The 23,585-nt window shown below is 59.3% G+C and carries 10 protein-coding genes and 1 pseudogene; 4 read left to right on the top strand and 7 right to left on the bottom strand.

Annotated elements, in window-relative coordinates; genetic code table 11:
• Positions 1 to 76 precede the first annotated feature (76 nt).
• The 4 genes from H6650_11640 to acpP all read left to right on the top strand — a co-directional run bounded on the left by H6650_11640 (position 77) and on the right by acpP (position 6,011).
• Positions 77 to 493 (top strand): DUF2267 domain-containing protein, encoded by a 417-nt coding sequence (locus tag H6650_11640; GenBank protein ID MCB8952657.1) that lies wholly within the window; start codon positions 77 to 79, stop codon positions 491 to 493.
• Positions 478 to 2,178, top strand: a complete 1,701-nt coding sequence (locus H6650_11635; GenBank protein MCB8952656.1) for a DUF348 domain-containing protein — start codon at positions 478 to 480, stop codon at positions 2,176 to 2,178. The genes H6650_11640 and H6650_11635 overlap by 16 nt, the downstream gene beginning before the upstream one ends.
• A gap of 180 nt (positions 2,179 to 2,358) precedes the next feature.
• Positions 2,359 to 5,484, top strand: a complete 3,126-nt coding sequence (locus H6650_11630) for an O-antigen ligase family protein (GenBank protein MCB8952655.1) — start codon at positions 2,359 to 2,361, stop codon at positions 5,482 to 5,484.
• Positions 5,485 to 5,774: 290 nt separating this feature from the next.
• Complete coding sequence (gene acpP, locus H6650_11625) at positions 5,775 to 6,011, top strand: acyl carrier protein (protein MCB8952654.1); 237 nt, start codon at positions 5,775 to 5,777, stop codon at positions 6,009 to 6,011.
• Positions 6,012 to 6,193: 182 nt separating this feature from the next.
• On the opposite strand, the gene H6650_11620 is transcribed toward acpP, so the two are convergent.
• From H6650_11620 to H6650_11590, 7 genes and pseudogenes are all read right to left on the bottom strand, one after another.
• Positions 6,194 to 6,820: a hypothetical protein gene (locus H6650_11620; GenBank protein ID MCB8952653.1), complete on the bottom strand. Its 627-nt coding sequence runs from the start codon at positions 6,818 to 6,820 to the stop codon at positions 6,194 to 6,196.
• Positions 6,708 to 7,980, bottom strand: a pseudogene (locus H6650_11615) (ATP-binding protein). Before H6650_11615 ends, H6650_11620 begins: the two are co-directional and overlap by 113 nt.
• Entirely contained in the window at positions 7,977 to 8,447 is a 471-nt protein-coding gene (locus H6650_11610; protein ID MCB8952652.1) for an acyl-CoA thioesterase, read from the bottom strand. The pseudogene H6650_11615 and the gene H6650_11610 overlap by 4 nt, the downstream one beginning before the upstream one ends.
• A 54-nt stretch (positions 8,448 to 8,501) precedes the next feature.
• Positions 8,502 to 11,600 carry an ATP-binding protein gene (locus H6650_11605; protein MCB8952651.1) on the bottom strand — a complete coding sequence of 1,033 codons (3,099 nt, stop codon included), beginning with the start codon at positions 11,598 to 11,600 and terminating at the stop codon, positions 8,502 to 8,504.
• Positions 11,601 to 11,864: 264 nt separating this feature from the next.
• On the bottom strand, positions 11,865 to 19,559 hold the full coding sequence (locus H6650_11600; GenBank protein ID MCB8952650.1) for a hypothetical protein: 7,695 nt from the start codon (positions 19,557 to 19,559) through the stop codon (positions 11,865 to 11,867).
• Between the two features lie 87 nt (positions 19,560 to 19,646).
• On the bottom strand, positions 19,647 to 19,997 hold the full coding sequence (locus tag H6650_11595; GenBank protein MCB8952649.1) for a hypothetical protein: 351 nt from the start codon (positions 19,995 to 19,997) through the stop codon (positions 19,647 to 19,649).
• 119 nt (positions 19,998 to 20,116) lie between these two features.
• A complete protein-coding gene (locus H6650_11590) occupies positions 20,117 to 23,245 on the bottom strand; it encodes a hypothetical protein (GenBank protein ID MCB8952648.1) in 3,129 nt (1,042 codons plus the stop codon).
• Between the last annotated feature and the right edge of the window lie 340 nt (positions 23,246 to 23,585).

Here is a 23,585-nt window from a genome sequence, read left to right as displayed (position 1 = left end):
ATAGCCGGCATTCGGTGCTGATTGCTTGACGTTGACCTCTATGCGGGGTAAAAATTCATTATCCTTTGGAGGTAACATGGCAACGACAAAATCAATCAGCAATCTGGAACAGTTTTATCAATACGTGCAAGAGGCAGGCAGCCTGCGCACGCCCCAACACGCTCGCCGCTGGAGCGAAGCCACCTTGAAGACGCTGGCCCTGAACCTGGACCGCGGCACAAAGAAAGCGTTGGCGCACGCTTTGCCGTCGGAACTGGCGGACGCGCTCCTGCGCATTTTCTGGCTTGCGCATTTCCGTGACCAGCATCTGCCGGTATTGAAATTCCAAAAACAGGTCGCCAACCGCAGCGGGGCCACCGACGCCCAGTTTGCGCGCAAACCCGTTAGCGCCGTCTTCCACGGTCTCAAGGCGCTGGTCAACGACGACGGCTTGCGCCAGCGGGTGGCCCAGGCTTTGTCGCCCGAAGTGAGACATTTGTGGGAAGAGGCATAAGGCAGGGCGCGCGCCCCTGGCTGCTCCGTATCTGGCCGATCCTTTTGGCCGGTTTGATTTTGATTGGATGCGCCAGGGGGACGCCCCCGTTTGCCGGCATTGAATCTTTCCACATCACCCTCACCGCCGACAACAACACCCGCGCCCTGACCACCACGGCCACCACCGTGCGCGAACTGCTGGCGGATGCCGGCATTTCACTCAACCCATCCGACGAAGTCAGCCCGCCCCTCTTCACCCCCCTCACCGACGGGCTGACCGTCACCGTCGTGCGCGTGCGCGAAAGCGTGGTCGTCATTGAGCGCAGCGTGCCCTTTAGTCGCCAGATTGTGCGCAGCGAAGCCCTGAGCGCCGACGATCCCCCCATGATCATTCAGGGCGGCCGGGCCGGCCTGGAAGAGCTAACGGTGCGCATCGTCTACCGGGATGGCCTGGAGTCGGAGCGGCGCACGACGCAGGTGACGACGCTGGAGCAAGCCCAGGACGAGATTGTGATGGTGGGGATTGGGGCGGCGGCGGGGAATGTGAGCTTTGCCGGCATGCTCGCCTACATCAGCAGCGGCAACGGCCTCATCTTGCGCGGCAGCAGCGCCTTCCCCGAACAACTCGACATCGGCGGCGGCCTCGATGGGCGCGTCTTTGCCCTTTCTCCCGCCGGCGACTACCTCCTCTACACCCGCGCCACCACGGAAACCACCACCTTCAACAGCCTCTGGCTCATTCGCGCCGACCGCGACGCCGTGCCGCGCGCGTTGGGCGTGGACAACGTCCTTTGGGCCGGCTGGAACCCATCCCGCATCGAACTCCCTCAAATCGCCTTTACCACGGCGGAGGCCACCGACCTCCCCCCCGGTTGGGAAGCCAATAACGACCTCTGGATTGGCGACGTGCGCCAGAACCAATCGCTCCCCTTTCAACCAGAGCAGCGGATTGAGGCGTACCCCGCCACCTACGGCTGGTGGGGCGGCAGCTACGCCTGGTCGCCCACGGGCGCGGCCATCGCCTACAGCTACGCGGACGAGGTGGGCTATCTCGACCTGCAAGCGACGGACCTGGAGCGAGGGCGCGTGCGCTTGCAGCGGTTCACGGAGTACAACACGCGCGGCGATTGGGCCTGGATTCCCACGATTTCCTGGTCCGCCGATGGCCGCTATCTCGTTTTTAGCAATCACGGGGGAAATAACGCCGACGCGCCGGCGTTCAACATCTGGGCGGCGGATATAAGTGGGCGCTGGACGGTTCCGTTTGTGGAAAATGCCGGCATGTGGACCCACCCCCAATGGTCTCCCGCCGCCGCCAGCCTCATCGCCTACCTGCAAGCCCTCACCCCCCAGGACAGCGAACGCAGCAGCTACGCCCTGTGGCTCATGGACCAGGATGGTAGCAACCGCCGCCAGATCTACCCGCAACCGGGCGAAAACAGCCGCTTCCCCCGCGACGAACAGTTCATGGCCTGGGGACCAACCGGGCGCGACCTGGCCTTTATCTTCAACAACGCCCTCTACCTCTACAACCTGGACAGCGGCGACGCCTATCCCCTCGTCCAGGACGACAGCGTTAACAGCCATCCCACCTGGGCCCCCTACGGCGCGGCCATCTCCACCAACCTGCGCCCCACCGAACGCCTCCCCCTCCCCACCCCCGACGACACCCGCGAAGAACGCCTGCCGGGCGATAACGGTTGATGGTTGAGTTCACTGAAAAAACCGGGTTTTTCGATTGTCCGGCAAAAATTACCAGAGTGGTTCATGTGTAAAAACCCGGTTTTTGACCTTTTTTCAGTAGAGTCATGGTTGGGAGTTGTTCATTCTAGTTCCTCCAGATTGGTTCATTCTTGGAGAATGAACCAATATCGTTAATTATTTATGAATCCTTCTCCCCAGGCCATTCGCGCCCGCCGGCTTACTCTGCTCCTCCTGTTTGTTTCCCTCTGCGCCCTGCTTGCCGTGGGCGCGCGGCAGCGGCAACGCGCCTTCCTCACGCGCGGCATCCCGGACGCGCCGCCGCCACCCATTTTGGGCGCGGGTGTGCAGCCTGGCCTCAACGTTTCGCTTGACCCGTATGAGGGGGCGGATTTGGCGGAGCAACTGGCCGGCATTCGCCGCCTGGGCATCACCGCGATCAAACAATCCTTCTACCACACGCCCGATTTCGATTGGACCGCCACGGACCACCTGTTGCAAGCCGCGCAAAATGCCGGCATCACCCTCACCCCCCTGCTCGACGGCAACCCCGCCACCCACTTCGCCCCTCCCGCCGACCCACGCACCTTCGCCGCCTGGGCCGGCCAGTTTGCCGCCCGCTACGCCGACCAACTTGACGCCTACATCATCTGGGACGAACCCAACATCACCAGCCATTGGGGCGGGCAACCCGTCAACGCCGCCGCCTACGCCGCCCTGCTCTCCGCCGCCGCCGTTGCCATTCGCCAATCGGACCCCACCGCCCTCATCGTGGCCGCGCCGCTGGCCCCCACCATCGAAACGGGGCCATACAACCTGGCGGACCCGCTCTACCTGCAACTTTTATATGAAGAGGGCGCGGCCGACGCCTTCGACGTGGTTGCCGCCAAGCCGTATGGCTTCGACAGCGGGCCGGACGACCGCGCGGTGGACATCAACGTCACCAATTTCAGCCGCGTCATCTTGCTGCGGGAGGTGATGGCGCGAAATGGGGACGCGGGTAAGGCGATCTGGGCCGGGAATTGGGGGTGGAACAGCCTGCCCCCCGGCTGGACGGGCGACGACTCCATTTGGGGGCAGGTGGATGAAGCGACACGGGCGGAATGGACGGCGGCGGCGCTTACCCGCGCCCGCCGCGAGTGGCCCTGGATGGGCATCATGTTTCTGGAGAACTGGCAGCCGGATGCCGCGCCGGATGACGCCCACTGGGGGTTTAGCGTCGCCGGTCGCCCCACGGCGGCGGCGCTGCAAGCCTGGCGGCAGGCCGCGCCCACCGCCGTGGCCTATCCTGGTTTCCATCTGTCACGGGCGGATGGTCCCGGCCAGCAGTACGCGGGGGCGTGGCGTTTTTCGCCCATGTTTGGCGCGGACGCGCCGAATACGGGGGAGGCGGCGGACCCGGCGGCGAATGCGGCTGTGTTTCAGTTTTGGGGGACGGATGTGGCTTTGCGTGTGCGCCGCGCCGACTTTCGCGCCCGTTTTTTCGTGACCATCGACGGCGTGCCGGCAAATGCGCTGCCCCGCGATGAAGAAGGACGGGCGACCCTCATCCTCACAGCGGCGGACCCGGCGGCGGATTATGTGGCGAATGAGGTGGTAGCCCGCGGTTTGCCGGCAGGGCCGCACACCCTGCGCCTGGAACCGTATCGCGGTTGGGACCAGTGGGCGCTGCACGGGTTTAGCGTGCTGTATCGCCCGGCGGCGGGTGGGTACTGGTGGGGGCAGGGGGCGTTGGTCGGCCTGGCGGCGGCGGCGGCATTGGGCGCGGTGGTCGTGGGGCGGGGCGCGGACTGGGGCGGCTGGAGCGCATCCTGGCGGCGGCGCTGGCAAGCACTGTCACAGCGGGGGCAGTTGTGGGTGACGGGGGTGACGGCGGCGCTGGTGGCGTTGTCGGGATGGCTGACGTGGGGGGAGCAAAGTGCCGGCATTTACCGCCGCCTCGGTGACATCCCCCAACTTGCCCTCACCGCCGCTGCCGCTTCCACCTTCTATGTCGCCCCCTCCCTCTTCATCTACCTCGGCGCTCTCGTCCTCCTCTTCCTCCTGATCACCTTCCGTCCCGCCTGGGGACTGGCCCTGGTCGCCTTCAGCCTCCCCTGGGCCGTCAAGCCCAAACTGATGTTGGGCTACCGCTTCTCCCCCGTGGAAATCTTCATCCTCGTCACCGCGGCCGCTTTGCTCATCGCGCGCGCCGGGCAGTTTGTCGCCCGCGCCCGCCAGAACCCGGCGCAGACTCTCCCGCGTCCGCGCCTCCCCCGCCTCACGCTGCCTGATGGGGCCGTCCTCCTGCTCACGCTCGTCGCCACGCTCTCCATCCCCTTCAGCAGCCGCCAGGATGTGGCCTGGAACGAATGGCGCGTGGTAATCGTCGAACCCGCTCTGTTTTACCTCATGCTGCGGAGCACGCGCCTGCAAGAGCGCGAATGGTGGGCGCTGCTGGATGCGTTTGTGTTGGGCGGGGTGGTGATTGCCCTGATCGGGCTGGGGCAGTACGCATTGGGCAGCAATCTGATCACGGCGGAAGAGGGATTGATGCGGTTGCGGGCGACGTATGGCTCGCCCAACAACGTGGCGCTCTATCTGGGGCGGGTGTGGCCGCTGCTGCTGGCGATGGGGCTGCTGGGCACGTCCACGCGGCGACGCCGGGGGTATGTGTTGGCGCTGCTGCCGGTGGGGCTGGCCTGGTTGTTGACGTTTAGCAAGGGTGGATTGTTTTTGGGAATGCCGGCATCTCTCCTCATCCTCTTCACCCTCTGGCAGCGTCAGCGTCGTCGCCGCGCCTGGCCCTGGATACTCGCCGCCCTCTTGTGCGGTCTCCTCGCCCTCCTCGTCGCCTTCCAGTTCCCCGCCCTGGCCGCCCGCCTCAACCCCCAGGGAGAAACCGGATTCTTGCGCCTCAACCTCTGGCGCGCCAGCCTGAACATGGCCCGGGATCATCCCTGGATTGGCGTCGGATTAGACAACTTCCTCTACCAATATCGCGGTCGCTACATCTTCGACGCTGCCTGGCGCGAACCCAACCTGAACCACCCGCATAACATCTTCCTCGACTTCGCTACGCGCCTGGGCTTGCCCGGTCTGCTCGCCGGGGGGCTGTTGTTCTTCGCCTTCGCCCGCCTGCTGCTTGCCCACCTGCGTCACGGCGTCGCCCGCCCCTGGCTGCCCGTCCTCCTCGGCATCTACGCCGCCCTCGCCTATAGCCTCGCTCACGGTCTCGTAGACCACAGCTTCTTCCTCACCGATCTCGCTGCCGCCTGCTACTTCCTCCTGGCTCTGGCCGCGGCCCTGCCCGCCGGGGAAAGAACGTAACTATCACCACCAGGCCGTGTTTTCTTTAAGTGACATCTGCGCGCGATTGCGCACGATTGCGCGCGATTGCGTACGATTGCCTGTGTAAAACTTGACAATCTGGCTATCACTCTTAAAATTGCCTCACATTTCCAGGCACGCGAGAATTTGGCGCATTCATGCTCAAGCCATAGCCTTACAAAAGGCCGCGGCCACCGATTCTTGACTGCTGCCATTTTCAGGAAGATAGCGCCAGCAGACAGCGCCCTATCAACCAATCTAGTGACCATTAGTTAGAAGGAGACTTTCTCATGAGCAACGTTGAGAGCCGCGTCCGCGGCATCATTGTGGAATTATTGGGTGTGAGTGAAGAAGACGTGGTCTCGTCGGCTCGTTTTCGCGAGGATTTGGAAGCGGATTCGCTGGACCTCGTGGAATTGATTATGGCTTTTGAAGAAGAGTTTGAAGGCGAAATTTCTGACGAAGAGGCCCAGAAAATCACCACAGTCGGCGAGGCGGTTTCGTACATCGCCACCAATCTCGTCTAAAAACGCCCTCCGTGGCGGTCATGCGTGGAAAACACATGAAAGACGATGGTGTCATCGTCTTTTTGTGTTTTCAGGTAACTGCCAAGCCCGATTGGTCCAATCTCCAGAGGGGGAAACGCCGCCTGAGGTTGTCGAAGGGCGTTGGTTTCGACAGGCTCAACCAACTATACCACCGGTGCTTTTCAGGCATCTTGCGCGGCGGGCCAGCCCCACACGACGCCTATGGCCGCCAATATATGCCCCAACACGTTAAACCAAAAACCGACGCCCACGCCCAACGGCATCCCCAGAATGCCGCTCACCAGGTCACGGATAGGGAAAAAAACGGTGGCGGGGAGCAATGTGCCTACCACAGCCCCGAACACAATCAGGGTTCGGGGAATCCAGGTGGGCGACCGACGTTGTCGCAGGCGCGCGGCAACCACGCCGGCCAGGGCAACCATCCCAATCCAGGTCATGCGCAACCCCCATTGCGCCGTTCCCTCGAAGCGAATGGTTTCGATTGCGGGGAATGCCAGCCAGCTTACAACGAATGCCAGACCCCGCATCGCCCACGTCTGCCAGCGGCGGTTGGACCAGGCGCTGGTGACGAGGGCCATCATCAGGCCCAGCGTGATTGGGGGCAGGTAGAACAGTTCACGTGGTCCGATGTCGCCTGCTTGAACTGCCGGCAAAAACTTCACCCACTCCCCCAACTCAATCCCCGTCAGCGCAAAACCCGCCGCCGGATTGGGCAGCCACACCATCAAATACCCCAACAAAATCAGCGTAAAGCCCACCCACGTCAACGAACCGATCCGTTTTTTCATGCCACCTTCTGGTCTCCGCGCGTCATCGCCTTCGCCGATGCCGCCAGCGCCGCGTCTTCCTCCGCCTGGGCGCGGAAAAACGCCTCCAGCAGTGGACTCTGGCGTAAACGCAGCGCCAACAGCGCTACCGCCCCTACATCCTCCATCAGGACCTCATCCCGTTCCGCCGCCGCCGCGTAAGCCCTGGCTGCCTCAAAAAGCGTCATTTCCGCCCGATTCGAGTCAATACCCAGCGATTCTATCAGGCGCAACCCCATTTCCTGCGCCGCCGCGCTCACGCGCACCCGTGGCAGCAGGTGGCGCGCCTGCTCCAACTCCGCCGCCAGCGCCAGCGTCTGTTCCGCGTAAGCTGCCGCCAGCCCCTCGGCATCCCGCCTGTACCACAGCGCTTGCTCATACGCCTGGTAGCGATCCCGCGGCTGCGATAGCCCGCGAGCCACGGCGCGCAGACCAAAGCGATCCATCAACTGCGGACGCAATCGCCCTTCTTCCGGGTTCATGGAGCCAATCAAGAGAAATCGGGCGCGGTAGGTGAAATTGGATGGCCCCCGCCGCACCGTGTACGCTCCCTGCGCCGCCGCGTCCAAAATGGCGTCCGTAACGGCGCTGTCCAACAAGTTTACCTCGTCAATGTAGAGGAGGTTGCCATCCGCCTGCGCCAGGATGCCCGGCTCCAACCGCAGCCGCTGCTGCTCCAGAGCTACGCGCTCGTTGATGTGGCCCACCACATCCTCTAACCGCGCGTTCAGCGGCAGTTCCACCAACCGCGCGCGTTCCACCTTCGTCAGCGGTTCGCCATAGCCAAAGCGGGTGGCGCAGGCCACGCAAACGGCGGCGATACCCTCCCGCGCCACCATCTCCTCGGTGCAGCCGCGCCCCTCGGGGCACAGGCTGTGCCGCACCGTGGGCAGCAGGTCCGGCAGGGCGCGCACGGCGGTTGTTTTTGCCGTACCGCGCGCGCCAATTAACAGCACGCCCCCTACCTGGGGATTGATCAGGGCCAGCGACAGGGCCAGTTTCATTTCCTCCTGCCCTACGATAGCCAGGAAAGGGAAGGGTTCTCGGTCCGTATCCAGTCCCAGGTCTCGCGGGGGGAGCTGCAGGATTTTGTGCGCGGGGGAGGCGCTACGCAGAATGTGGAGGAGGCGGGAGTGAGTCATAGATGATGCCGCTGCCGCAGACGGTGGGTTTGTCGGGCTGCGCCGCGCTCAAAGCGGGCCTGTTCTTCCGCCGTTTCCAGCACAAGCGGCGGCACGGGGGTGGGGCGTCCGTTCTCGTCCAGGGCGACGTAGACGAAAAAGGCGGTGTTGGTGTGCGTGACCGTTCCTGAGAGGACGTTTTCCGCCGTGACGACGACGCGCACTTCCATGGAGGTGCGTCCGACCCAGTCAACTTCGGCCATGACGGTGAGCAGGTCGCCGATTTGCACGGGGGAGAGGAAGGTCATGGAATCGACGGCTACGGTGACGGCGGGGCGTTGGGCGTGTTTGGTGGCGGCCATGCCGCCGGCCTCGTCGCAGAGCTTCATGATCAGGCCGCCGTGGACGTTGCCCAATGTGTTGGCGCTGCCGGGACCCATCAATTGGGTCATGGTGACGCAGGATTGGCTGATTCGTTTTCCTTGCATGGTTTGTCCCTAATAGGGTTGTGAGGGCTATAGGTTGCTGAAATGCCGGCAATTTTAGCGTCTTCGTATCCGTGCTACCAGGTCACGTACCCATTCGGAGGCTCTACGCCACATTGTTGGCAACTGCAAATAAGGGGTTGCTATCCAAAGGATAATAGCGGTGACAACCAATAAAAAAGGAAGAGGGATGCCATCTCGCCAGCGAAGAGTTGGGAAAAAGAAGGACACGAAGGTGCTGATGTAATGCCAAACGGAGGTATCAAGATTACCCCCAAAGTCTACCCATAAGGAGGGCAAGGCCACAAAAATAGCAAAGATAGCAAGAAACACGCCGACGCGGTTAAAGGCTTCTTGTGAACGCTGATCTTCATGGTGATCCAAGAAGGCATTGATAGCCGCGATGTTTTTCTCGGCGCTTTCTATTTTCGCGCGCAGGCCGCTGACTTCAATGATGCGTTCATATTTTCGGGCGGCGAAATCCGTGCCGGCAATATACATCGGAATCGAAGCATCACGCAAATGGGATAATAACCGTGTTGTCATCGCCAATCTACTACCTAATTTAGCTACGGCATCCGCATCACGGTCTTCGACAGATAGCTCCATCAGGTCAGCCAGTTTTCCTAAATCCCTTGTCGTCTGTCGCACGATCCACTGGGTGGCCCAACGCAATTCGATCACGTATTGCAGCCCCATCACCATACATTCCCAGTAATCTTCATAAGCGACAGTACGCTGTGGAAAATAGAGATTCTCGATTTGGTGTCTTTCCCAATCCTGACAAACACGGCAGAAAGCGTCTGGTGGTTTTTTTGCGGGTTGTTGGTCATGATTACGACTGGGCGACTTTTCGCCTTCGCTTACGCCATCTGGCGAATCATCCACATTCGCTTCTGCTTTCGACTCGCCACCATCCTTTACCTTCTCTACCGTCTGGTAGACGACAAGGGCGTTATCCAAAGAAGCAACAAACAATTCGTTTTCCCAACTAGATAGATCGGCGTTCAGCATGTCGTAGATTTCCCGCGGTTTCAACTTAGGGAATTCCCCGACTTCAAGTATGGGCTGCTCCGGCGTGCCAGTCTCATCTAGTCGCGGTGACTGATCAGCCACACCCGGTTTGCGGATCATGACACCTTCAAGCAAGCAAGCCAGTTCCTTGCCATAGTTGTAGGTCTCATCATACCTTGGGCTGCCAGGCGCAAGACCCCCATTTTGACTGGGCAGCAGTGGCGTCAAATCCTGCTCAACCGTAATCAACCTGCGCTCTTTGAGAGGTCGGAGGCCGCCTGTGCGACAATTGCAAAGTTTGCGCAACGTCAAAACGACGTAACGATCACGCAGAGGATATAGGGATTCTGAAGCCATTGTAGTAACACGAGGTTCGTTCCATACAAAGCCTAGATATTCTTGCGCTTCTTTGCCAACTTGATGAAAAAAGGCGGTTAGGATGGCCAGTGCGATCTCCCATTGCACGGACAAATCCCGCAACCGGCCATCTCGCCCCAAGAGTTCCCGCTCCAGGCCCAACAGTTCGTCCAGGATTTGCATCAAGGGGAGGGGTTCAAGGATATTGCGCAATAGGACAACATGCGCCGCACCATCACTCGTGAACTGCACGCGCACCCTGTCCCAACGCTGCCACTCCTGTCGCAAAACCTCCATTGCTTTCTGTCGGTCGTCAGGTTTGCCATTCAACGTACTTTCGTCAAATCGCTGCAATTGTCGTTCCCAGTCTATCTCCAGTTTTTCTACTCTCGCTTCGTATACAGGCATAAACGACTGGTGTGCTTGTTCACGAAACAGATTAAGGTCATGACCCAGGTTGATCAGCTTTTTCTGAGCACTCCAGTAAGCAAAATCACTTGTCGCGGGTAAAAGGGAAGGTATCTCACGCAGCCGCTTGCGCCAATCCAACGTTCCACGCACTTCATCAAAAGAATTTTCGCCCATCGGCGTTAGCCAGGGGGCAATATCTATGAATAGGCTTACAAACACCGTGCCCTGGGCGCTCAACTGTCCTTCTTGAAAAGAAAGCGGACGGTTCATCCAGTTGGCGATCATCTGTTGCCCCACCCGGCTTTTCTCAAAAAAACGCTGCACAAACGGGTTGGCCCAGGTCAATGTGTTTTCCCCTTGCCAATTCAGTGTGCCCATGATTCGCAGCAGTCTGGCGGCCCGGCTTTGGGCATCGGGCAGGCGACCATGTACCAGGCCGTTTAGTACGGCGGCCGGGTTAAACCCATGAGCATCAAGATTCGCCAGGTCTCGGATGTGGCGCGTTGCGGTATGCAGTGGTTCAAAGCGTGTATATTGGTCCAGACAATGCGCCACGGCATCATCAATGGTGTAATGGGAATTGGTCTTACGAACCTGGGCTGTTGTGTCTAGCAATGCTTCAACCAGGGGGGGAGACCCCAATGTTTGCTGCCACAAAGTTGCTTGATCACTCTCCGTGAGTGAAATTCCTTGCTGTGCGGCACGCTGTGCGGCAAGATGGCGTGTTTGCTGTTCCGTCAGCCCCAGGAGAAGATGTTCAGTACAGACATTTTGCAGTGGGGAATAAACGCTGCTGCCGGCACGGAGGTCTTCCAAATCCGTTTCCGCCGTCAGGACAAAGGTGAAATATCGCTTATGTTCGTCAAACCAGGCACGGAGATGGCGAGCCAGGCGTACGGCTACTAGCAATGGGATTTTGTCGTAATTGTCCAGCAGCAGAACCACCCGCCCCGTGCCGGTCTGGCTGAGTGTCGCTAAGGCGTGGCTGACATAACCGGCCAGTCGCTCTGGAGAAAAATTAAGAGTAGCGTCTGGCAACCGCGTAATGGGTGGGCCGGCCGGGTGTGCTGCCGCTGTATCGAGTATTTTCGTTACCAGATCAGCCAGCACGTTGTTAAAAAGTGTCTCTCCCTCATGGAAACCCATATCAAAGGGTCCTAAGACATAACCAAATTCCTCATCCTCGTTGATTTCCTGGCGCAGATATTCCAGGGCAGCAGTTTTGCCGCTGCCCGCCCCGCCATATATGAGGAAACCTTCTCGTTCAGGTTTCAAAAGCTGGTCTATCCATATCGCTACAGACATTGTGGTTTGGCGAATGCCGGCATTCGCAAAAGAAGCCAATCGCAAATCCTTCGTTATTCCTTCCAACATGAGCCTCTCCCTATTGCCACCAAAAATGAACGGTTTACTATAACTGGAAGCAACTGCTAAGGAACGGAATTAGATGACGAAGTCATTTCCTTACCGCTTCTTCAAACTGACGATGCAATTCCGTATCTTATTTCATCGCCAGTCCTAAGGGCGCATCCGTCATTTCCCACCTTAAGTAACCGTCCGAAAATAACTTCACGTTTTCATCGGACGGTTACTGACAAGCTGTTCGCACAATTCCACTAGCTTAATTGTGAACAGCCACTAAGTACGGATGCGCCCTAGTTGACGCAACAATTCTTGCACGAATCTGTCCAACTCATTTATCAAATCCATCTTCTCCCGGGGCTGGTTTTGATAAAAATAGAGAACATCAGGCAAAATGTCATTAGGGAAGCAATACGTTAACTCCTCCGTTTCCACCAGCCCCAGGGCCAGCGTCATCGTTAACGGACTAAGCAGACGATGCACCTCACCTTCGCTAATTGCCCATGGGGATGGAACCAACTCCGGATATAGCTCCTGCAAATTCTTCATCACATCGGCGGCCGTGAAAGTCGCCGCCCGCGGTGATAAGGGCACACGGGCCAAAGAAGTATCAAACTTATGCTGATAACGCTCCAGTATAGTGGCCAGCAAGATAATTCTGCTCTTCAGGTTTTGTCGTGCCCAGGGTTCGTCACTCCGGTCGGCGGATGAGGTAGACAACAAAGGCACTTCACTCAATAGTTCATCCCACAGCTCCTGGCGCAGCCGTTGACGAATATCCGTTTCCAGTACCGTCTGCACATCCTGCGCATCTACCCAATCCTTGCCAGGGCGACGGTCCACGCGCCGCAACAGGTCATCACAAGTCCGCTGCACGAAATAAGGGATCGCATAAGTACCCTGTTGTACCAGATGAATCACCTGTTCCGGTTCTTTGATCTCCAATTGAAGTTCACGTAGCATCAACACCAGGTGTTCTACCCCATCCGGTTCAATAGCCGCAAAGTTATGAAATTGGCAGAAGTTGAAGAAGACTGAGCCATGTCGCTGCCGATCTAGCAGGATGTAATGGTAGCCCGTCATGATAAAGGTGCATAGGCGCGGCTGTGTTTGCGCCAGGTTATTACGCAAGAATTGGAACAACCGCTGTCCATTGTGGTTCCGATCCCACAGGTAAAGACCGTCAATTTCATCAATAAGTATAACGACAGGATGCCCGAATTGTTGAGACAACGTTTGCATAACATCCCGTAATGCCGTGTAGTTGCCCTGTGGGTGTGCCGGCAAGTCTTGCGCCAGGTGCCCGTATCCGGCATTCCTAAGCGTGTGCCGGATTTCGTCATAGAAGCCACGCTCATCACTTCCGTCACCCAGGCGCAGCAGCAGGGTCAACATCCGTTCCTGGTAGCCTGGTTGGCGCAGCCGGTAGGAAAGTTCATGTAATAGGGAAGTCTTGCCAATGCGGCGACTGCCTAATACAGCATGATCTTCGGTATGCAACGATTGCAAAATCTGTGTTAGTTCCTTCTTACGCCCTACAAAGAGAGGTGATCCGATGGCCAGACTACCATGCAGTTTGTAGGGAGAAAACGAGTGGCGACCAATGTCATCAAAGGCGTTGTTAAATAACTCACGATCCGGGTCTGGTCGCATTATCAGTTCAGTGAGTCGGGGCAGATCGAAGAACACGAAGTGCGGCCCGCCACGACCAGGAGGGAGCGCGCGCCGCAGTGGGTCCACATCACGGGCAACAATGGTCAAGACAACACTCCGTTCGATCATTTCCTCCCAACGTATCTGTCGATCATGTTGCTCTTGACGAAAGATGTCGTCGGCCTCGGCTTCGTTCAGCAGGTTTTGAAATGTCTCGCGCGCCCAATGACGTAGGGCGGTGGCTTTTTCCGCCTGTGTTCGCCCATCATGAATGAAAAGGAGTAGTATCTGTCTCCGCAGCAGGGTTGCCTGCTTGGCAAACTTGACGAAACCCCAGGCGAACGGGGCGGGAGCGACTTGAGCAGCCGTACACAGCGCGAGTGGTCCTTCTGTGCGCGAGTAGAATTCGAGGTTCAGCAATGCGGGAAAGCTTTCCATGAGCAATGTGAGTGGATTGCTTTCACTTCCAGAGCGGGTTATGGTTTCTACTTGCGGCCACGACTGCACGGCCTCCGCCAATTTGACCAGGGCCTGCCAACGTACTGGCGTGTGCGTCTGTCCGCGCCCGCTCAAGCCATATAGATTGAGCCAGAGGGGAAGCGTGGCGGGTTGTAATTGTTGTTGGATAGAAGGCAGTGCGGCAAAGGGGATGTCTTGATGGGCTGTGCCGGCATTTTTGCCGGCAAAAAGGCGAGGTAATTGCTTTTCTGAACTCGCGGCGGGGCGATGATCAAGGGCCAACGCTGCCGGATACCAGCTATCGCTCCGGCTTTGGGCCGCGCCACGCATATGGTTCCAAATATCGCTCTGCCGCAACCAATGACCATGCAACGGCACATTAAGCTCATAGAAATCGTTCAGGCGACGACTGCGGCGACGGCGCAAAATCCCTAACCTGACCAAATGGTCCAAACGTTCTTGACCACCACCGGCACGCAGAAGCTGGCGAAAGAGCGAGTCAACATCATCCTGGACGGGCTGATTGAGCCGAAACCCGCGTACCCAGGCATCACCGCTGCGATACTGTTGGCTAGAACGAATAATCGTAAGATCATGACCAAACAGGGTATGATCTGCCGGCAAACGCGCCTCACCGGCCAATCGTCCATCCGCCTGGCGCGGATGATAGGGACGGCTCAGTGTCAGGCCTTCTTCAACCCAGCCTGGCTCTTGCAGCGGAATCTCTCCATGCGCCACCATTACAATGGCTACACGATCAAAGAAATCTTGCCACATCCAAAGCGCGTTAAAGAAATTTACCTGGCGCGCAAAGGTGACCATATAGCGAATCCAATCTTGCACCTGGCTCCCCGGCTGCTCATCAAGTCTCTCCAAGCCATCTAAAGCCACAAACTCCAGGAAGTGCAGATAACCTCCACATAAGCGCACAAGATCGGGAATAGTCGGTTGCGGCGCGAATTGTTGTAAGGCATCCGCCAGATTGCGCTCCTCAACAAGACGACTTATGGCGTCTTCCAACTCCTTCTGTATGCGGGGATCGTCTTGCCTTGTTTGATCACAACGCACGAATATGAACTGTTCAGCCACCTCCGGCCAACGCTGGCGCATAATTTGCTCAGACAAGAACGTGCCTATGAGGATTAGGGGGATGTTGTTTTCCCTTGTCCACGCAATCAGGAACGGAAAGATCGTTTGCAACGGCTGCCACTGGTCACCTTTTCGTCCCATATACAACAGGAGGCGTTCCCAATGGTTCACAAGCAATCCACGCGATAATGTCTGACTGCGCGCCAGGTCTTTGAATGCCTGCCGGGGCACGCCTATGCCCCGTATCCTGCTGACCTGTGCCATTGCATCGGGCCAGATACATGATGCCAGCCAGACGAGAAACTCGCTTTCATCAGCAACTAGATGGTTGGCTTCAAGATTAGATTGGGTGTTGGACCATTGGCGCAAATCTATATCTACCAGGCGCGCGCTGGAGTAAAGCCTTTCATTGATAGCGTTTATCAGCCCTGGGCGGGAAAAGGGCGTCGCTTCCAGCAAAATTGGCTTTCGTTGCTTGAGTTTGACCTCTAGATCGCGAATGACCAGCTCAGCCGTGCGTGGCAAATCCTGTTCCCACTCCAATGTAGCCCGTGTTCTGGACGTTATTTCGTCAAATTGCAAAACGTCTGCATGATCCTTCCATCCCTCCGGCGGGAGGAAGTATCGCATGGTCATTGTCAGGTGAGCTACCTGATCGGCGGGCGCTGTGGGCGACAGAATGGCGCGTAATCGGAGAAGTCGCTCGCCTTGCGATTCGATTCGCATCCCCTTGATGGGGGTTTCCGTTGTTGCGCTACAAGGATATATGTGGTTGCCATATGCCAATTTGGTTTTCTCTATCTGGACGGAGAGGTCTTCAAGATTGCCGGCATGTCCTACATTCCGCAACACGACTTCCAACATCAACTCATCCCCTCGCCGTATCGCTTGCCCTGGTCTTATCTCCAACTGCGGCGGACGCATCAACAACGCCAGTTTTGCATCCAGGGGACCATCCGGTTGCACCCAACGCCATAACAAGCCGGCCAGATGGCGCGCAAACAGGGGAGGGCGTCGTTCTTGATCCGGAACGCTTACCCACTGATGGCGAAAGTCATACGCCAAACGCCGAAGAGATTCTTTGACACGAGCGACGCTATCCGCTGTCAGTGATAACTGCGCCTGGAAGTCTGCCACTTCGCGCATCATCCGCTGAAACAATTCATTCGTTTGGCGATCCGATGACGGAATGATTTCGTCCAACAACTCACCTAACCGCCCCAGACCGCCCCCATGCAGCCGGTCTCCTACAAATTGCAGCCAGTCCTCATATTTTTCGCTTTCCAGTCCAACCTCAAACAGACGATATATGTCATAATAACGTCGCTGATAGGATTGGTTTTGCGGCGGTGATAGTTGCGCTTCGTGCAGATTGTGGATGATGGCTTGCAACTGCGCGGCGATTACCTCCAACTGGATATCCTTGTGCAAATCCGCCAGGCATTGAATCGCCTCCGCCAACGGTTCGGAATCCAGGAGGTGGGGTGATCGCTGTGTGCTATCCCCACTGCCGAGGATGGAAAGAATGCCAGGGCGGGCCAGTTCTACCAAAGCGCGATGAGCCAGTACCCATAGATTGACGTTATCCGCCAGGGTCATATCTCGCAAGAAGGCTGCCAGGTCCTCGAAAACCCAGGCGTCGTCGCTGCTGTTGGGGCGCAGTATCAGGCGCAGAATTTCCCATACATGCGGCGGCAGCGTGACCTTGGAAGGGTCGAATGGCTGTAGGTGTCGCAGGGCGTAGAGGACGGCTCGCTGCACTTCTGCTTCGGCGTGCGTGGCGGCCTGACGCAGCACGGGCATCCAGGTTTCCAGGTCACCGGTGCGCAGGCGTCCGGGAAGCATGAGGTGGCGCAGCACGGAGATGCCGGCACGAGGGGCTGTGCCGGCATCTCGCAACAAGGCCACGAGCCGTTCAACAATCCAGGACAACAGTTCCGACCCAGGTTCGGCATAACAAGCCGCGTCTACCAACGCCTGCGCATACGCCTGTTGTACCTGATCAGATCGTGAGGACACATTGACGGATGTCAGAATTTCCGCGGCGGCACGATTGCCGGCACAAGCCTCCCCAGCCAGATAACAAAGCGCATAACCCACCAACCGTTCATTCTTGGATGACGCCAGCCAACCCATGGTCAGCGCCAGGCCCGTCCGTTCTGTGCATCGCGCCAACTCATCCAGACAATCACGAGCTGCCGCGCGTATTTCCTTCTCCTCTTGCTCCCCTGGCGGATTAACCTGGACCACGTGCAATGCCTGGTTCAGGTCAATCATGAGCAGCAACGGCTGCCGGTCTCGGCTCATCACGGATGAAACATGCGTGATCGGCGACATGGCGGGAATGTGCCACTTGATCGCACCACTCACATCCAGGATCAAAACCATGTTCTCTCCCGCCTGTGTCTCCGCCCCCACAATCACTTCCTGACTGCCGTCGCTATCAACATCGCAGGCGGCAAGATTACGCGCCACCAGTCCTACCTGATAGCGCCACTGCTGCACGCCATCATGCTTGAGCAAGTACACGTATCCATCATCACAAGCCACGGCAATTTGCTTATCGCCGTGGCCGGCCTGCTCGACCATCACCACATCTAGCACCGTCCCATTGAACCGGTAATTGGCACGCTCACTGCCATCCAGGTTCAAGAGGTACAAGACGCCTTTGCCACTTGCCGCGGCTCCACCAACGAGAATGACCGGCATGGTTCCCTTCACCAGAGACGACACCTTGAGGGTGTTGATCCATTCCACCGGCAGGGAAAAGGACCTTGTCAATTGCCACTCGCCCGCGGATGTCTGGCAGTATTGAGCAACTTCGTTGCGATAGCAAAGTACGATCTGGGGGGCGTTGCTGCGCTCACGGGGGACAATGTCTAACCCTTGTATGTTGTGGCCGATGTGAAATGCCGGCATCAAATCCGCCAACTCACTGCTCGATGACGCCGGACCGATAAATATCTGCCCCCCGGCCGTCGCCACCGCTATTACATACTCCCGCTCATTAAACAACCGACCCGCGGCCAACGTGTGCGGCAAGTGACGGCCATTCTCTCCCCCCAGAATGGTCGAATCCTTGATCGTTGGCGACGCGGCCAGGTCCAAATGATATACACAACCAGACCATGTGGTCAGAAACACCTGCCCGCTTTCCCGCATGGAAACCACGTCACGCAGCGAGGTGTCCGCGGCAAACAACCAACGCACCTGCCGTCTATCCGCCAACATCTGCGCGTGTAAAGACAGCCCGGCCGTTAACAATTCCGTATCATTCGCCACCCGCCCCTGCTGCACCAGGTTCTTCGCCAGCGTGCGGTCCCCCATTTTTCGCTTTTCCCGAATCACCTGGTAATGGGTATTTGCGTTTATTTCTTGGCCAAAGCGTGCCGCCAGACGACCGGCCAGTAGATCAACGCCGCGACTGAGCGAAAGCGTGATGTCCCTCTGCCACTGGCTGGCGATGCGTAACCAATACGAGACAATGGCATCACCAACGGTCTCCGCGCGCAGGGCAGCGTCGGCTATCACTTCCAGAATACGGAGTCGTTCCTTCGCCGACAGTTGCTCGCTGTTTGCCGGCAATAAATTACCCAAAAACTCGTCAATCGGAGGACAACCCGGCACAGGATCATGCAACAAAGCATCCAAAGCAGCAATAAAACAGTCCATCTGCCCTGAATCGAGCCATGCCCGCAGTTGCGCCGCCAATTCCACGGACGACAACTGACCCAGGGCAGTCGCCAGCGTCGGTAAAACAACCGTCGCCAGCGGCTCCCAAACAGGCCGCAAACAGTACAACTCTCCATTATCAAAAGCAGCGTACAAATAACCCTGTTCCGAGTCGGCAACCATGGCCATGATAGTATGTGGCAGCGGGATCTCTTTCTGTGTATGGCCCGTCATATCAATAATCAGTAGTTTGCGTTCGTTGGTTGCCAACAACAGCAGCCAATCATCCGCGTCTTTACTGGAGGGACGCCGCCACAACGCCGCGGCCGTCGGCTGCCCACTCACCGGCACGCCCATCTCCGGCCACGTTTCATGCGTCACCCATCCCTGCTCATGCCAGCGCCAACACCAAAGTGACTCTCTGTCATCCCCTACCCAGGCGTAATGCGCCGTATGAACAAGTGTCGTAGGACGGCCAGATAGCGGCTGTTCCGCTGCCTTTCCCAACGGTGAAATGCCTCGGAGAACAGGGTGCTGCTCATGTTCAACCAACACGGCGTGCCACAAGCCATCCGTCGTGGGCGGTCCATAGCGACAGCCCGTTTTGATATGACGCGCCGGCAGATTTCGTGGGCGGCGCACAAACCGTAAATCAGCTTTATCGTAATACAGTTCAAGCCGTACATCCCTCTGATCCTGGCGTACGATGGCGTAGGCAGCAGCACCACCTGCATAGGTCGCGGGTTGGGACTGTAGTCCGATTATTTGATGCTCTGTAGGTTGCGAGGCTGTTTCAGAATTCCAGGCGGCGTGTTCGGTTGGCGGCGGAAATTCGTAAATGATCCCGTTCTGGCAGGCGACCAGCAGCTCCTGTGTGCCGTCCCCATCAAGGTCTACCAGAACAATGTCAATGACCTGGAACGATTGTGGCAGTATTGCTGTGTGTTGCGCGAGGAATTGTCGTGGCCACAGTTGGGCCAGCCGCGTTAGTTGCGTCGCCGTCGGTTTTCGCGGAGGAATGCCGGCATCCAACCAATCAGCCACAACATCCGCATACAATTGACCCGTCTTCTCGAGCTTGAGGATGGTATCGAACACAATGGCCTCCACCAAATAAGAACCCTTCCGGCGCACCCTTCAATTCCCAATTCCACGGATGCGCCCCGAGACAACGCCAACGCATATTTATTCCATATCGGGCCGGGTTTCAGAGATAAAGAGGAATCGCTCCGGGTACTCCTCGAACATATCGATGATCTGGTAGGGCAGGGCGCGCAGCAGGGGGGCGAGGGGCATATTCGCGGGGATAAAGGGGCGGGGCGGACGCGGTGGCGGGGGGCGGCGGGCGGGTTCCTGCCAGAGGGTGCGCTTGCGCAGCAGACGGCGATCATCGCTGAGGAACCCGAGGTAGTTGCCGCTGGGGTCATATATCTCCCGCCCCACCAAGAAACCAAGCCATTCCCCTTCAACACTAAACAGGTGACCACTTTCGTAAACGGCCACCCACTCACCGTCGCTGCGGTAAATTGAGATCATATTATTCCACCTTGCTATGTTCGGCTTGCTTCCGCCCGGTTGGCGTGTTGACATTATAGTGACAGCGGCGTGGAGAGGCAACCAGGAGAGGGAAAGGGGGAAGGATAAAGGCAGAAGGGTTAGGGGAGGGGAAGAAGGATGTGGTCGGAGGGGGGCGTCGGCGGTTGGATGGGGAGGCGCGCGCCGCTGACGGGGTCGTAGAGGCCAATGGAGAGTTGATAACCCGCGAGATCGGTCTGCGCTGACAATGATAGCAGGTAGGAGTCGAGCAGGTATTCGCCCGGCAGCCAGCCGGTGGTGGGGCGGGTCCAGTTGACGGGTTCGCCGTCCGCCTGGGCGATGATCTGGCCCGCGGCATCCAGCAGATGGACAAAAACGCGATAACTGGTATCTGTTTCCGCTTGCGCTTGCCAGAGGAGGGTCACGGCCACGGCTCCGGCGGCATCCGCTTCGGCGGCGGCATCCGCTTCGGCGGCGGCATCCGCTTCGGCGGCGGCATCCGCTCCGGCGGCGGCATCCGCGCGCACATCCGCGCCGCGCAGGGCGGCAATGTCGCCAAAGCGCGCGTCCACGGTCATCGGCATGGGGGGCGCGGTCCATTGGCGCTCCGGGGCGTCTATTTGCAGGCTGCCGAGGTCGGCGGGCGGTTCCAGACAGGGACCCTGGGGTGGGCAAAGTTGCAGGGTCCAGTGGTAGGCGGCGGAGGTGAGAGATGCCGGCATTCTCCCCCCCAACACCCCGCGCCACACATCCCCCGCCTGCCACCGCGTCGTCGGCCAATCCCCCCCCGCCGGCGGCGCATTCAACGTCAGCGCCGCCGCGCCATCCGGTCCCCACAGCGTCACTTGCGCCCGCCAATCCACCGTGGGCGCGGCCCACGCCCGCCAGAACAGCGTCAACTGGAACGGATCCCCCGGACGCGCCTCCCGCCGGTCCACGTTATACCCCAGCAAGGCCACATCTCCCCAGGTCACGGCCAACGGCCGCGCCATGTCCAGGTCCGCCACAGTCGGCGGCTGCGCCGGGCGCGATACGGCCAGCGACATCAGCGGCACAGGGCCGGCATTCGTGCCCGGTCGTGGCAGCAGCGCCAGCGTCTCCTTGTCAAACAAGCGCAGGTCTACCCGGTACGTCCCCGGCGGCGTCCCCGGCAGCGGACGCAGCAAGTGGCTGTCCACCGCCACCTGGCCGGGGGACCAGGCGCGCGTGTCATACGGTGGGCGAAAATCGCGCGGCGGGTCGCTCTCCTTCGGCGACCACCGCAGACCATCCGCGCCCACCAACTCCAGGGTTGTCTGGTACGGGCGGATGGGCGTCTGCGTGGCCGTCCAGTAAAGGTCAATGCGCCAGGTTCCCGGCTCCACCTGCCGCCAATCGTACCCCAGCAAGCGCATACCATCCTGAAAAGGCACATCCAGCGGCGTGATATTCGCGGCTACGCGGCTCTCTTGCCGCAGGGGATGGCGCAGGGGGGACGTGATGCGCGGCAGCAGCAGCCAGAGGCCGGCATTGAGGAGCAGGGCCAGCAGCCAGAAGGGGGCGAGGGGCGCGGCGGTGGGGACATGGGCGGCGGTTCGCCGGCGCGCCGTAGCGAATAGAAGGAGGATGGCGGCCAGGCTGGCGAGGGAGAGGAGATCGGCGGCGCGGCGCAGGGGGGTTTCGCGCCAGACGACGCGGAGTTCGTGCCGGCCTGCCGGCATTTCGAATGTCACCAATCCCGTCTGTGGCGCGGGAAATGCCGGCACAACCACCCCATCCACCCGCGCCTCCCAACCCGGATAATAAAACAGGCTGGCCGTCACCATCAGCGGCGCAGCCGCCTCAACCACGGCCGCCCGCCCCACCGCCTGCGGCAAGGTTCGCGTCAATTGCGCCTCCGGAGGCAAAATAAAAGGCACGTCCGCCGGCTCCGTGGGCATCACCGCCACCACGCGCGGCACATACTCCCCCTTCGCCGTCGTCCCAATTGTCGCCGTCTGCTGCTCAAACAAGCGGATGTCCGCGGCGGTCGGCTGCATCACGCCAGGACAATAACGGGGATTGAACCAGAACAGGCTCCCCAGCGAAAGGAGCAGAATTCCCCCGCCAGCGGCAACCACGGGACCACGCGCGCCCGGCCACACGTCCACCGCCAGCGCCAGTAGCAGCCCCAGGCAAATAACCGCCGGTCCCAACAGCCGCCAGGGAAACTGCACGAATTCCAACAGTGGCACGCGCGCCCACACCGGTTCGGAAACGGTCAGCATCAGAAAAATGTAGGCGAGTAGCGCCACTCCAACGCCTCCCGCGAGTGTGCGCCGGGCCGTGCCGCGGCGCAAGTGCGCCAGGGCGGGCAAAGCCAGGAATAGGGGCAGAATGCCCAGGGCGCGCGGCGGCGAGGGGTTGATCAGGTCGGGGTGGATGGCGCGGGGCCAGGCGAGGAGTTCGTCCAGGGTGATGAAGTTGTTCCAGTAGACGAAAATGGGCGGGACGAGCAGGCGGTCGCTGTGGATGTAGGGTCGCTCCAGAAGTGCCGGCATCCAAAAGAAAGCCGCCACCCCCAACCCCAACCCCAGCGCCACCCCCAACGGCAGCAGGCGACGGCGCGCCGCCCCCGCCAACCACCCGTTCAACAAGGCAAACCCGGCCAGCAGCGGGCTAAAAATAAGGGCAAAAACATTATGCGTGAGCAGCACAGCTCCGTAGCTGAGCGCGGCGGCGGCCACCCAGCCCCGCCCCCCCTCGCGCGCCAATCGCCCTATCGTCCACAGCGCCAGCGGCAGCAGCGCCCAGGCAAACGACTCCGCCAGATTGCCGCGAAAATAGACATCGTACCCCAGGTAGGGGGCGTACATGACGGCCACGGCAGCGGTGAGCGCGGCGGGGCGGCTGGCGTAGTCCCGCGCCAGGCGGTAGGTGGACAGCCCCGCGCCCCAAATGCTCAGGGCGAAGGCCAGCCGCAAGCCGAGGTTCAGCCCCGCGCCCAAATGCGACAGCAGGGCGGCGGCGTAGTAAGCAAGAGGAGCGTAGAAGTTGAACAGGGGATAGCCGTATCCCTGCGCCATGTCCGGCGCCCAGCGACTGTACCAGACGCCCTGCCGCAGCAGCACGTCAAGCTGGGTCAGGCGCAGCAGGTGGAAAGCGGCATCGTCGGAACAGGGGAGCGCGGGCAGAATACCCGCCCATGCGCCACTGCCCAACACGCCGATCAACAAGGCGACCGCCAGCGGCGACCGCCACCGGCGACCAGAGGGAATTCGTCTATCCATCGTGGCGATTATACCGTCAGGCGCGCCGTAACAACCAGAAATCAACCGTCAACGGGAAGCCGACAACGGAAAACGGACGACCGGCAACTGTCCTCCGCTTCTTATCCACTATATAATTAGACTTATCAGGTAACTGCTAAGGACTGGCGATGAAATAAGAAACGAAACTGCATCGCCAGTTTGAAGGAGCGGTAAGGAAACAACTTCGTTGTCTTATTTAATCTCCGCTCCTAAGGGTTCGCCCAAAATCAACTTTGGACTTTAGATTGGTTCATTCCTGGAGAATGAACCAATCTTGGGGTAGCCCGTTGCCTGAGCCTGCCGAAGGCAATACCGGCTT

It is taken from the genome of Ardenticatenales bacterium (assembly GCA_020634515.1).
In the GTDB taxonomy this organism is placed as follows: domain Bacteria; phylum Chloroflexota; class Anaerolineae; order Promineifilales; family Promineifilaceae; genus JAGVTM01.
The sequence above is the reverse complement of the archived record's forward strand: the minus strand, read 5'-3'. Positions and strand labels throughout refer to the sequence as shown.

What these genes read in the sequence shown, in the direction of transcription:
- H6650_11640 (MCB8952657.1), top strand. Translation starts at nt 77, where the DNA reads ATGGCAACGACAAAATCAATCAGCAATCTGGAACAGTTTTATCAATAC.
- H6650_11630 (MCB8952655.1), top strand. Translation starts at nt 2,359, where the DNA reads ATGAATCCTTCTCCCCAGGCCATTCGCGCCCGCCGGCTTACTCTGCTC.
- acpP (MCB8952654.1), top strand. Translation starts at nt 5,775, where the DNA reads ATGAGCAACGTTGAGAGCCGCGTCCGCGGCATCATTGTGGAATTATTG.
- H6650_11620 (MCB8952653.1), bottom strand. Translation starts at nt 6,820, where the DNA reads ATGAAAAAACGGATCGGTTCGTTGACGTGGGTGGGCTTTACGCTGATT.
- H6650_11610 (MCB8952652.1), bottom strand. Translation starts at nt 8,447, where the DNA reads ATGCAAGGAAAACGAATCAGCCAATCCTGCGTCACCATGACCCAATTG.
- H6650_11605 (MCB8952651.1), bottom strand. Translation starts at nt 11,600, where the DNA reads ATGTTGGAAGGAATAACGAAGGATTTGCGATTGGCTTCTTTTGCGAAT.
- H6650_11595 (MCB8952649.1), bottom strand. Translation starts at nt 19,997, where the DNA reads ATGATCTCAATTTACCGCAGCGACGGTGAGTGGGTGGCCGTTTACGAA.
- H6650_11590 (MCB8952648.1), bottom strand. Translation starts at nt 23,245, where the DNA reads ATGGATAGACGAATTCCCTCTGGTCGCCGGTGGCGGTCGCCGCTGGCG.